This is a genomic window from Corallincola platygyrae (genome assembly GCF_039544265.1).
GTDB classification, from domain to species: Bacteria; Pseudomonadota; Gammaproteobacteria; order Enterobacterales; family Neiellaceae; genus Corallincola; species Corallincola platygyrae.
The window spans coordinates 142,919-154,569 of the sequence record NZ_BAABLI010000005.1; the positions used below are offsets into that span (position 1 = coordinate 142,919).

Annotated in this window: 13 protein-coding genes; 5 read left to right on the top strand and 8 right to left on the bottom strand. The window is 52.5% G+C overall.

The features are described 5' to 3' along the window. Nucleotides 1-36: 36 nt before the first annotated feature. Nucleotides 37-294: a YfhL family 4Fe-4S dicluster ferredoxin gene (locus tag ABEA14_RS03285; protein ID WP_345338417.1), complete on the bottom strand. Its 258-nt coding sequence runs from the start codon at nucleotides 292-294 to the stop codon at nucleotides 37-39. A gap of 193 nt (nucleotides 295-487) precedes the next feature. On the opposite strand from ABEA14_RS03285, the gene ABEA14_RS03290 reads away from it, so the two are divergent. Then, on the top strand, nucleotides 488-946 hold the full coding sequence (locus ABEA14_RS03290) for a superoxide dismutase, Ni (RefSeq protein WP_345338419.1): 459 nt from the start codon (nucleotides 488-490) through the stop codon (nucleotides 944-946). 81 nt (nucleotides 947-1,027) lie between these two features. Here the strand turns inward: ABEA14_RS03290 and hypE are convergent, their stop codons facing one another. Genes hypE through hypF form a run of 7 tightly spaced genes read right to left on the bottom strand, consistent with a single transcriptional unit; the run spans nucleotide 1,028 to nucleotide 7,406 of the window. Beyond that, nucleotides 1,028-2,047, bottom strand: coding sequence for a hydrogenase expression/formation protein HypE (gene hypE, locus ABEA14_RS03295; RefSeq protein ID WP_345338421.1), 1,020 nt, complete (start codon nucleotides 2,045-2,047; stop codon nucleotides 1,028-1,030). Then, a complete protein-coding gene (gene hypD, locus ABEA14_RS03300) occupies nucleotides 2,044-3,165 on the bottom strand; it encodes a hydrogenase formation protein HypD (protein ID WP_345338422.1) in 1,122 nt (373 codons plus the stop codon). The genes hypE and hypD overlap by 4 nt, the downstream gene beginning before the upstream one ends. Further along, on the bottom strand, nucleotides 3,162-3,443 hold the full coding sequence (locus ABEA14_RS03305; protein WP_345338423.1) for a HypC/HybG/HupF family hydrogenase formation chaperone: 282 nt from the start codon (nucleotides 3,441-3,443) through the stop codon (nucleotides 3,162-3,164). The genes hypD and ABEA14_RS03305 overlap by 4 nt, the downstream gene beginning before the upstream one ends. Before the next feature lies 1 nt (nucleotide 3,444). Further along, on the bottom strand, nucleotides 3,445-4,146 hold the full coding sequence (gene hypB / locus ABEA14_RS03310; protein ID WP_345338424.1) for a hydrogenase nickel incorporation protein HypB: 702 nt from the start codon (nucleotides 4,144-4,146) through the stop codon (nucleotides 3,445-3,447). 16 nt (nucleotides 4,147-4,162) lie between these two features. Next, a complete protein-coding gene (gene hypA, locus ABEA14_RS03315) occupies nucleotides 4,163-4,510 on the bottom strand; it encodes a hydrogenase maturation nickel metallochaperone HypA (RefSeq protein ID WP_345338425.1) in 348 nt (115 codons plus the stop codon). Continuing rightward, on the bottom strand, nucleotides 4,498-5,025 hold the full coding sequence (locus tag ABEA14_RS03320) for a hydrogenase maturation protease (protein ID WP_345338426.1): 528 nt from the start codon (nucleotides 5,023-5,025) through the stop codon (nucleotides 4,498-4,500). The genes hypA and ABEA14_RS03320 overlap by 13 nt, the downstream gene beginning before the upstream one ends. Before the next feature lie 2 nt (nucleotides 5,026-5,027). Next, nucleotides 5,028-7,406 (bottom strand): carbamoyltransferase HypF, encoded by a 2,379-nt coding sequence (gene hypF / locus ABEA14_RS03325; RefSeq protein ID WP_345338427.1) that lies wholly within the window; start codon nucleotides 7,404-7,406, stop codon nucleotides 5,028-5,030. A gap of 94 nt (nucleotides 7,407-7,500) precedes the next feature. Between hypF and ABEA14_RS03330 the strand changes: the two genes are divergently transcribed. From ABEA14_RS03330 to ABEA14_RS03345, 4 genes are read left to right on the top strand one after another with little or no spacing between them, the layout of a single operon-like run. Beyond that, nucleotides 7,501-8,661, top strand: coding sequence for a 4Fe-4S dicluster domain-containing protein (locus tag ABEA14_RS03330; protein ID WP_345338428.1), 1,161 nt, complete (start codon nucleotides 7,501-7,503; stop codon nucleotides 8,659-8,661). Beyond that, nucleotides 8,651-9,484, top strand: a complete 834-nt coding sequence (locus ABEA14_RS03335; protein ID WP_345338429.1) for an FAD/NAD(P)-binding protein — start codon at nucleotides 8,651-8,653, stop codon at nucleotides 9,482-9,484. The genes ABEA14_RS03330 and ABEA14_RS03335 overlap by 11 nt, the downstream gene beginning before the upstream one ends. A 1-nt stretch (nucleotide 9,485) precedes the next feature. Then, nucleotides 9,486-10,301, top strand: a complete 816-nt coding sequence (locus tag ABEA14_RS03340) for an NADH-quinone oxidoreductase subunit B family protein (protein WP_345338430.1) — start codon at nucleotides 9,486-9,488, stop codon at nucleotides 10,299-10,301. 17 nt (nucleotides 10,302-10,318) lie between these two features. Beyond that, nucleotides 10,319-11,635 (top strand): Ni/Fe hydrogenase subunit alpha, encoded by a 1,317-nt coding sequence (locus tag ABEA14_RS03345; RefSeq protein ID WP_345338431.1) that lies wholly within the window; start codon nucleotides 10,319-10,321, stop codon nucleotides 11,633-11,635. The last annotated feature ends 16 nt before the right edge of the window (nucleotides 11,636-11,651 follow it).

The window sequence follows — 11,651 nt, forward strand, 5'->3', positions numbered from 1 at the left end:
GATTGCATTTATTGTTAGTTTGAAGTGTTTGTTGCGCTACTTTTTGATGTCGTAGAGACGGTCGAACTTATCCCATAACTGCTCTTCGCTTTCCTTGTGTTCAGGATCAGGAATGATGCAGTTCTTAATCGGGCAAACACTGACACAGGTGGGATCATCGTAATGGCCTAGGCATTCAGTACAACGCTCGGGATCGATCTCATAAATTGATTCGCCCATCGCAATCGCGTCGTTGGGGCATTCCGGTTCGCACATGTCGCAATTGGTGCAGGTGTCGAGAATTTTCAGTGCCATGTTCTGTTAGCGCTATTAAACCAGTCGTTGGGAATTGAACTCACGCCATTATCTCAAATTAATCAATGTAAATCCTGCTCGGTTACAAAGCTCACAAATGGTGGAGTTGACAACCAGCTGCTACTTTTTAGCTCTGGAGCTAAAAATTCCAACTGACTGAAAACTACTGCATAGATATTTCAAGGAGAGAAGCATGAAAATTTTGGTTAGGAAGTGCCTAGTTATCATTGTGTTATTAACCGGCGCTATGGGTTCAAGCTATCTTTATGCACACTGCCAAATACCCTGTGGTATTTACGATGACCATGCACGGGTTAAAGCGATGTTTGAGGATGCGGCGACTGTCACCAAGGCGGTTAAATTGATGGCTGAGCTAAATACCAAAACGGACGTTCAGTCTAAAAACCAGTTAGTGCGCTGGATTAACAACAAGGAAATCCACGCTCAAAAAATCATTGAAACCATATCTGACTACTTCCTCACTCAACGTGTTAAACCAAGTCAGAAAGACTATGCGGAGCGTTTAGCAAAGCACCATGCCGTTATTCTTACCGCAATGAAAGCGAAACAAAACTCTGATGCGGCGAGTGCCGAAGCGCTGGTGAAAGCGATCGAGGGCATTAAGGCTTATTACCCGGAGCATAAACACTAATAGAGCCAGGTAAGTGTTTAAAGAAGGCGTCACTACGGCGCCTTTTTTGTTATTTTACAAAAGCAAAAATCGTCATTGGTGTTAGCAAATTCGCGGTAACAGCTCGCCATCGGCCGGGGCCAAAGCGCGTTTCACTCCCAGTGATGATTCGATAATCACGGGGGAGGGAGCCGAGGTAATGACTCTGCCAATCATGGCTGCTTGGTCTCCTGCTGGATGGTTTCGCATGGCTGCCAGGCAATCTTCGCTGTGTTGAGCCGAAACAACAGCGATAAGTCGCCCCTCACAAGCAAGATGCAGAGGATTAAAGCCCAGTAGCTCACACATTGCGTTTACCGGGGCTGAGACTGGAATGTCTTGTTCTGACAACAATATGGAAAGTCTGCTCGCGGTGGCAAATTCATGCAGTACGGCTGCGACGCCACCGCGGGTGGCATCCCGCAACGATTTAACTCCGGGAATAGCAGCCAACATGGCGCAGACAAGTTGATGCAAGGGTTGGCAGTCTGACGCTATATCTGCATCTAAGGATAAGTCTTCGCGGCAGCTGATGATGGTTGCGCCATGCTCGCCTATAGGCCCGCTGACCAAAACATGGTCGCCTTCTGCGATCCTGTGCGTGCCAAGGTCGACCCCTGAAGCAATAACGCCCAGTCCACTTGTGTTGATATAGAGTTGATCAGCTTGGCCCTTTGGCACCACCTTAGTGTCGCCTGTGACAATTTGAACGCCAGCTGCACTCGCTGCCCTGGCCATGGATTGACACAGGGTTTGCAATTGCGACTGGAGCAATCCCTCCTCAATAACCATGGCGCAGCTCAAAACCTTGGGAACAGCACCACTCATGGCAACGTCGTTGACGGTGCCGTTTACTGCCAGGGTAGCAATGTCTCCTCCGGGGAATGTCAGCGGTGAGACCACGAAGGTATCGGTGCTAAAGGCCAGTCGTTCACCCGGTTGCAGTTGCCAGTTGAGTCGCGCCTGGTCTTCCATGGTCGCCAACTGACTATTATCAAACGTGGGTAGAAACATCTCTTGAATGAGGCGCTGCATCTCGGCACTGCCACCACCGTGGGCGAGCGTTATTCTGTCCGATGTCATAGCTCTACCTCTTGCTGGCGATATTGCCAATGTGCAGCGCAGGCTCCCTCCTCGGATACCATGAGTGCGCCTGCCGGATGCGTGGGTTTGCAGGCCCGCCCAAACAAAGGGCATTCATCAGGCGTCAGCTTTCCGCACAACACATCTGCACAGTGGCAGGGTGTGTGGTCAACGGTTTCCTCCTGGTCAGGCGTAGAAATAAGTCGGGTCGCATCGAAACGTTGGTAAGCCTTCACCAGTTGGTAACCACTGTGCCGCAACTTGCCCAGCCCCCGCCATTCCGTTGTTTCTGCCAGCTCAAATACACGGTCAATGGTGGTTTGTGCAGCGCGATTGCCGAAAACCTGTACCGCTCTTGTGTACTGGTTCTCAACCTCAGCTTTTCCTCGCTGCAGTTGGCGTAGCAGCATCAGGGTCGACTGCAGTATGTCTGCTGGCTCAAACCCACTGATCACCACAGGTTTATGGTAGGTGGCAGCAACGGATAAATAGGGCAATGCGCCGGTAATAGTGCTGACATGGCCGGGTGCAATAAACGCGTCTATCGCCGTGTCCTTTTCTTCCAGCAGCGCCAATAAAGGCGGCTCGATACACACATGATGTACAAGCAGATGGAAGTTTGAAACTTGCCGTTTATCCGCAGCTAGTAGCGTTGCCGCCGTGGCCGGGATCGTGGTTTCAAAACCGATGGCGAGAAAGACCACCTGACGCTCAGGATTATTGAGTGCGACAGCGAGAGCGTCCCGTGGCGAATAGACAATGCGTACATCAGCACCCTGTTCGCGAGCCTGGATCAGGCTGCCTGATGAACCAGGAACCCGCATAACGTCGCCATAGCTACATAGGATAACGTCGGGCTTGAGCGCCAAGGCGAATGCCTGATCAATGACCTGTATGGGTAAGACACAAACAGGGCATCCTGGGCCATGGATGAACTCGATCTCTTTGGGTAGTAATTTGTCGAGACCAAAGCGGTAGATCGCTCGGGTATGGCCACCACATACTTCCATTATTTGCCAGGGGCGGCAGCGGGGGGGGATATCATCAAGCTGATGCTTGATCGCGCCAAGCAGCTGTTTGATTACCTCGCTATCACGGTATTCATCAACAAACTTCATTTATCCGTTCCAGGCAGTTCCAAGTGTGTTGAATTTGCTGGCTGGCCATCCAGTTCGGCGATAAGTGCCAGAGTCTGTTTTGCTTCCACTTCGTCTATCAGTGCGAGGGCGAAGCCCACATGAAATAGCACCCAACGCCCCTCTAAAGGTGTATTCGGGTGTTCCAGTAGTAAGCAGCTGATATCCACTTCTCGCCTGACACCGCCGCAGTCCGCCAGGGCCAGGCCATTTTCGGCATCGGTTATATGCAGCAGCTTGCCAGGGAGCGCCAGACACATATCAGTCACCCTGAAGCTGACAAAGCCAGTTCAGCCAATCTTCAATACCAGCGCCCGTTTTTGCTGAAAGCTGAATCACGGCAATGTCAGGGTTTAACCTCCTCGCATAGGTGACACATCCGTCGACATTAAAGTCTACATAGGGCAGCAGATCCGTTTTGGTGATGACCAGCAGGTCCGCCTGATGGAAAATGTGTGGATACTTGAGGGGCTTGTCATCTCCCTCAGTGACAGAAAGTAAAGCGACTACTGCAGTCTCTCCCAGTTCAAAGTGGGCGGGGCAGATCAGGTTGCCTACATTTTCGATAAACAGCAGGCCGCCATCCTCTAACGGCAGTTGGTGTAAGGCATTGTGCACCATTTGTGCATCAAGGTGGCAGGCGCTGCCTGTTTGGATCTGTACTGCCGGCACGCCGACTGCTCGGATACGGTTGGCGTCTCGCTCTGTGTGTTGATCGCCTTCTACGACTGACGTTGGGAACCGGCCCTGGAGCTGCTTTAGGGTTTCGACCAGCAGTGTTGTTTTTCCTGCCCCGGGACTGGATATTAGGTTGATCGCTGACACGCCAGCCCGCTCGAGCATATTGCGATTGTGCTGCGCAGCGGTGCGATTCGCCTGCATTAAATCATGGTTAAGATCTTCGGTTTTTGAGCTGTTGTCTGTGACTGCCTCAGCTTGTTCACAGCCGCAATGGTCGCACATATCTGCCTCCTAGCGGTTACGGCCCATCTGTTTGCACGGATTTAATTATCAACTCTTCGGTTTCACTTAGGTCTCTAAGCTCACTCTCACATTGGGGACAAAAATCCATCCAGTTAGTTACAGTGTAGTTGTTACCGCAATTGCGGCAGTGCGCCTGTGCTGGGGCTCTTTCTATCGCGAGTTTCGCCCCCTGCAGCAGAGGCGAATGTGCGACTGCCTCAAAACAAAACTCTAATGCATCGGGCTCGACGCAGGTCAGGCAGCCAATACGCAGATTTATCTGTCTGATCTTCACAACTGAGCTCGATTTCGCCCAGGCTTCAAGGGTTTCGCATAGTTGGCGACACAGGGTTAACTCATGCATAAAATCGCTCGGTCGCCTCTATTATCCGTTGGTGAATCGAGCAGCTGAAGAAGCTGGTCAATGGCCTCGGGCAACAACGCTTGTACCTCAGGGGAAAGCGTTGAGCCGAGGGATGTGTCTACCACCGAGGCGCCCAGTAGCGTGATGCGGGTAGGGCACTGCCCCAGTGGTTCAAGCAGTTGCAATAGGGGCAATAGCTGAAACTGGTGCGTTGAAAAGCTACACGGGTGGTTTTGCATGAAGGGCTGTTGCAGCTCTGCGAGTACTATTTGCCCCGGATTTCCCGGGTCATTGACTGCGTCGACGATAATCAGCCAGTCAGCTTGCGCGATTCGCTCGCTATGGGCCAGCAGGGATAGCCCAGCATTAACAAAGCTGGCGTATTGTTCGACTTTAGCCAGTAGTGAAGGATGTTGTGACATTAGCTCATACAGTGCCGGTCCAAATCCATCGTCTCCCTGTTCGCGATTTCCCAAGGCAAGTATCAGTATGTTTGGCGGAACGGACTTATTCATGCTTAGCCTGCACTGGCAGCCCGTGCTGCCCAGCCAATGGCTATTTGGCCCAACGCCAATCCGCCGTCATTGCATGGATACTGATGTGGCGACATGACCTGCATTTTGTGCTGCTGTAACTGGTCTACCACCAGATCCAACAGCAGTCGGTTCTGCCAACATCCGCCACTCAGCGCTATGGTGGTGACTTGGTGTTTTTTGGCCAGTTGCAGCAGTTGTTGGCTGAGCATGGCTGAGAACTGAAGATGGAAATAGAGGGCGGTTCGGTTTGGATCCTGATGCTGGACCATGTCGGTGATCAGATTGTGCCAAAGTGTTTTAAAGTCCCACTCCGGCGAGTTATCCATGGTTATCTGGCAACCGCTATTGAGGGCTTTTTCAGCACTGTTCTGCAGTCCCATGGCCGCCTGCCCTTCGTAGCTTTGCACTGTGGGAGCGCAACCAGTCAATGCAGCCACAGCATCGAAAAGACGCCCGCAGGAACTGGCTTTGGGGCTGTTAATCTCTTGTCTAATAGCGGCGCATAGCGGCTCTATCGGGTGCTGTTTGAGCGCTGTAAATGCTGGCAGAGAAAACTCTCGCCAGTGGGGTGAAAAGCTTTCCAGATGAGCCAGCAGATTGCGCCAGGGGTGTTTGGTTGCTTTTTCTGCGCCGGGCAAAGGTACCGCGGGTAACCCCCCAAGATGTTCAAACTCACGATAGTTTCCCAAAAGAAACTCACCCCCCCAGATTGGATGAGGACTGTTTGCAGGCGCGGCTCCAGTGCCATCCAAAATAAGGCCCAGGACCTTGTTTTCATCGAGTGGAATCTGATGCTCGGCCAAGCAGGCAGCCAAATGCGCATGATGGTGTTGTACCTCGGTAATCTCGCAACCGGTTGCTCCGGCCAGTTCACAAGCCAGCTCCCTGCTGATATATCCGGGGTGGGTATCGCAGCAGATATGGCTGAGATCAGAGGTAAACAGCTGACGAAGGTCATCAATTGAGGCTCGGCACTGGCGCTGAACTGACAGCGGTTCCAGATCACCGAGATAGGCACTGATGTAGACAAATCCATGACGACTGATGGCTGCCGCATTTTTGAGGTCGCCTCCCAGAGCAAGTACACCATGGCATTGGTCAAAGCCACGGGGTAGCTTGATTGGGGCAGGGGCGTAGCCTCTGGCCCGCCTTAATATCTGAACTCCTGAACCTGTACATTGCACCACCGAATCGTCGACACGGCGGACGATATGGCGGTTGTGTGTGTGGATGGCGTCGATACCACCAAACAAGCCGCTAGTCTGGTCTCTGTCTATCTCAGTTAGCTCAATTAGTTTTGTCAGTTCATTCAGCGATGTTGCCGGTGGCTCGCCAGAAAGGTTGGCTGAGGTCATCACCAAAGGGCCTTCGATATTTGCCATCAGCAGGTGTTGAATGGGGTTGGAAGGCAGCATCACGCCGGTACGATCTAGGCCGGGGGCTATGTTGTGGGGCAGGGCACTTATTCGCGACTGCAGCAACACTATTGGGGCGGCTGGAGAAGTTAACTGTTCAGCTTCAGACCTATTGATTTGGCAATAAGCCCCAACCTCATTGAGATCGTGCATCATCAATGCCAGTGGCTTCTCCGGCCGTTTTTTGGCCTTTCTAAGCCTGTTTACCGCGTCAACATTCAGGGCATCACAGGCCAGATGAAAGCCTCCTACGCCCTTAATGGCAATGACCCCGCCTTGTTTCAGACAGGCAGCGGTGTCAGCCAATGGCGTTGTTACATTGCTGGTCCCATTTGTTGTGTTAATAAGTGCTAACTGCGGACCACACGTTGGACAGGCCGTGGGCTGAGCGTGAAATCGACGATTGTCGGGTGAGGCGTACTCTGCTTGGCACGCTTTGCACATCACAAAGTCGGCCATTGAGGTATGGCCTCTGTCATAGGGCATGGCCTGGATGATGCTGTAGCGAGGACCACAGTGACAGCAGTTCAGCAGTGGGTATTGATAAAAGCGACTGTTACTGGAAAACAGCTCATCTAAGCAGTGGCTGCAGGTTGCTAAGTCAGGCAGAACATGGGTGTCGGCGCAGCTCGCCACTGAAGGCGCAATGGTAAAATCTTCCGGCGGTTTAGCAACAACTGTCTGTTCACAGGTAATGCTATCTATTTGTGCTTGTGGCGGCAGGTTGTTTCTCAGCTTAGCGACAAATTCATCCCGTCTGTCAGCTGGGAACAGAGAGACGATAACTCCTTCGCCACTGTTCATTACCTCACCGTTTAATCCCAGAGCTCGCGCCAGCTGCCAGACACACGGACGAAAGCCAACGCCTTGCACCTGGCCTCGAATATGAAGCTCTGCCATAGAAGTGCTCAAAATGACCAAACCCTTCTCTGGAATCAATAACATAAGTTTAGTTGGTCCAAGCAGTCCTGGTACCAAAATTAGTGCGCTATTGGACTAAACTTAAGCTATCACTCCAGCCTGCAGGGATGGCGTACCGGTGACTGAAAAAACACGGCAGTTACCTCTGTTTTTACCCCGAGAATTATTTCCCGAGTTGTTTGCCTGTCTGCAGAAAAATTTTGATCGGGTTGTTGGACCCATCGTCCACCAACATGCCGTGGTCTATCAGGAACTCGAGTCGTTAGCTCAACTGCCACAAGGTTTTAGAGACACCACAGAAGCGGGTCAGTATCGGTTGTATACGACCGGGTCGTTTCGCTTGTTTGATTGTGTCAGCAGTGCCCAGGGCATTAAACCCTGGTTGTTCCTGCCGGAAGAGCCGCTGTGGCAACTTAGCACCGGGGTGGATGCCAGCTTCGAATCCATACCGGTAGATGCGCTATCGACGGCATGGGTAGGTGCCAGGGCGTGTGATTTGGCAGGACTTAATCTACTCGATAAACACTTTCTGCATAACGGCTGCGTCGATGAGCGCTATCAGAAGCGCCGTGAAAAACTGTTTGTCGTCGCAGTGAACTGTCACCGTTCATTGGCAACCTGCTTTTGTGCCTCTACGGCCGATGGTCCCGAGGTGAGTGCGGGTTTTGATCTGTTGCTTGATGAGCTGAACCAAGGGTTTGTGCTGGTCGCCGCCACGGATAAAGCTAGGTCAGCGATTGCCGCTCTTGAATTGTCACCGGCGACTGCCGCTCAGATAGCAGCGGCAGACGTCGGCAGGGAGCAGGCCAGAAAGCAGCAACGGGTGATGCCTTCACCACATAAGTTAGCTGAACTTCAATCAGCCAACCTGAGTGTCGAGCATTGGCAAGAGGTGGCGGAACGTTGTTTGACATGCGGAAACTGCACGGCAGTTTGTCCCTCCTGTTTTTGTTTCAGAGCCACCGACGATACCCCGATAACCGGTGAGCAGCATCAACATGGCAGGCAGTGGGACAGCTGTTTTTCTGACAGTCACAGTTACATTGTTGGCAGCCAGGTGCACAAAACCGCTGAGCATAAATACCGACAGTGGTTGTTGCACAAACTCAGTTACTGGTTTGGTCAATATGGCCGCAGTGGTTGCAGTGGCTGTGGTCGCTGTATCAGCTGGTGTCCGGCGGGCATCGATCTGGTCGCAGAAGCCAATCGGTTATGTTCTGATGCTGGCGGCGATGCGGAGAGTGTGCGAGGTGATAACGGAGGGCCATATGATGGCTGATCCCTGGTTACCGATGCTGGCGGAGGTGATAGAAAACCAGCCCGAGGTTCCGGGCGTGGCGACACTGGCATTGCGACTGGTGGATGACCAGCAGCGGCAGGAGTATCGCTTCCAGTGGGGTCAATTCAATATGCTGTACCTGAAGGGGGTTGGCGAGATCCCTATCTCGATCATGGACTGTGAAGGTGACCATATCCTGCACACGATCCGAGCGGTGGGGCGAGTCAGCAATCGCATGGTCGAATTACAATCAGGTGACCATATGGGCTTACGAGGACCCTTTGGCAATCATTGGCCCTTGGAAGGGACTGAACAGCGAGACCTTGTGTTTATTACCGCAGGCTTGGGGTGTGCACCCGTTTTGGCGGCGATCCGTCAGGCAATTCTGCAACGCCAGCGCTTCAATCGCATCGTCATTTTACAGGGGGTTAAACACCGTCACGATCTGCTTTGGGAAACCCAGTATCAGGCCTGGCGGGATGTCCCCGATTGCCAGGTGTTACTGGCGGCCAGTGAGGAGCATGCCCATATTCCGCATTGGTCGATGGGCATGGTGACCGTGCTGTTGGAGCAAGCTGAGTTTGATATCAACCATTGCACGGTAATGATGTGTGGCCCAGAGCCTATGCTGCGGGCATCGATGCAAAAATTACTGGAGATGGGCGTTGATCCCCAACATTGCTTTTTAAGCCTTGAACGCAATATGCAGTGTGGTTTCGGCCACTGCGGACATTGCCAGATGGGCGACCAGTTCTTGTGTCGGCAAGGCCCCATCTTTCCTTACTCTCGGATACAGCGTTGGCTGGAAACACGGGGGATCTGATATGACAAACTCAGTTTCCCAAGGCAATAGAAAAGCTACGCTGGCGATCCATAAACTGACGTCCTGTTCTGGTTGTCAGGCGGTGATACTGAACCTGGGCGAAGATCTGCTGACATTACTGGAGCAGGTGGAGATTCTGCATTTCGTCGAAGGGGGGATCTACCAACCAGATGCCAAAGTTGATATCGCTTTGGTTGAAGGCAGTGTGTCGACGCCCGATGACCAGATTCGTCTGAACGCCATTCGAGAACACTGTCAGTTGCTGATTGCTGTCGGCGCGTGTGCCTGCTCTGGTGGAGTGCAGGCGCTGCGCAATGTAAAGCAGAGTGATGATTGGGCGGCCAGCGTTTATGCCGACAAACGTTATATAGATTCTTTGAGTCGTTCCCATGCCATTGCTGACTGTACCAAAGTTGATTTTGAGTTGTGGGGGTGTCCCATCAGTGGCAGACAGATACTGGCTGCGTTGTCGATGTTACTTCGAGGCGTATCGCCGATATCACCTACAGAAAAGCTCTGTCAGGAGTGTAAGCGCCGCCAGCAGGTTTGTGTTGTTGTTACTCAGGGAGAGCCTTGTATGGGGCCCGTCACCCGCGCTGGGTGTGGTGCTTTGTGTCCGCAATTTGGCGCTCCCTGTTATACCTGCTTTGGTCCCAGTGAGCAGCCAAACATGCAGGGATTGGCTCGTCGGTTTCAAGCGCTGGGGCTGCCACCACAGCGTGTGGCAGAGCGTTTCGTCTCCATCAGTGCAGGTGCGCCTGCGTTCGCTGATGCATATCGGGATTTGATGATTGATATCGCCAAGACAAAGGATTAACAGGGAGTTTTGATGACATGAGTTCAGAGCAGCAAGGCGATCGAGTCATTGAGTTAAACGTACCAATGATCACACGTCTGGAGGGGGAAGGCGCGTTGGTGCTCAAGGCGAAAGAGGGCAAGCTCGAATCTGTGCACCTCAAGATCTATGAACCTCCGCGTTATTTTGAAAAGCTATTGGAGGGGAAACACTTCACGGAACTCCCCCATATCGTGGCGCGTATCTGCGGGATCTGTCCGATCGCCTATCAGATGACTGCAGTACGCGCTGTAGAGACCCTGTTTGAAGTTGTACTGCCTGATTCGATTGCCGCACTGCGGCGTGTCACCCAGTGTGGAGAGTGGCTGCAGAGCCATGCACTGCACATTCACTTTCTGGCGGCGCCGGATTATCTCGGTTTTGACAATGTGATGGGATTGGCAAAGCGTTATCCCGAAGAAGTTAAGCGGGGTATGCGTTTACAGGCGTTAGGCAATGATCTGCTGCGGTTGCAGGGAGGGCGCTCGGTACATCCGATTGGACTGAAGGTGGGCGGCTACAGCGCGTTGCCCGATCCGAAAGTCATCGCTGAACTAGTCGAGCGTTTAAGCCAGGCAGAGGTTGATTGTCAGCAGTTGGCGCGTTGGATCGCGTCGTTACCTATCCCCGACGATAACCAAACGTTCCTGAGCGTGGCGTGCAGCGGCGACGGCAGTTACCCGATGAATGAGGGCAAGATCCGTGTTTCCGATGGGGCTGAAATCAGTGCGGATGAATACCCAACCCACTTTATCGAACATCAGGAACCACATTCCACCGCGCTGTTCTCTCTGTATCGAGGGAAAGAGCCTTACTTGGTTGGGCCATTGGCGCGGATCAATCTGAGCTTTGATCGCCTGCATCCAGCCGTGCAAACACTGGCCAATGACTTGGGGTGGCGTTTTCCCTCTCACAATATGTACCACAGCATCGCAGCTCGGGTATTGGAGTGCTACTACGCTGTGCTCGAAGCAAAATCTATTCTTGAGGGCATAGGTACCCTAACAATGATTGATGCTGCTGTTGAAGTGACACCAAAAGCGGGCCAAGCCAGCTGGGTGACAGAAGCCCCCCGTGGTTTGATTTATCACCGTTATGAGTTGGATAAAGAGGGTTATATCAAAGCCTGCAGCATTATTCCTCCCACCAGTCAGAACCAAGCCCGTATTGAGCAGGACCTGATCACCTCGGTTAACCGTTTTGGTCTTGACCACAGCGAGGAGGAGCTGAAGTTTTATTGCGAGCGGCTGATACGTAACTACGACCCATGTATCAGCTGCTCTGTTCATTTTTTAAAACTGCAGCTGCTCTCCTAAATCTTGCTGTGCGTTA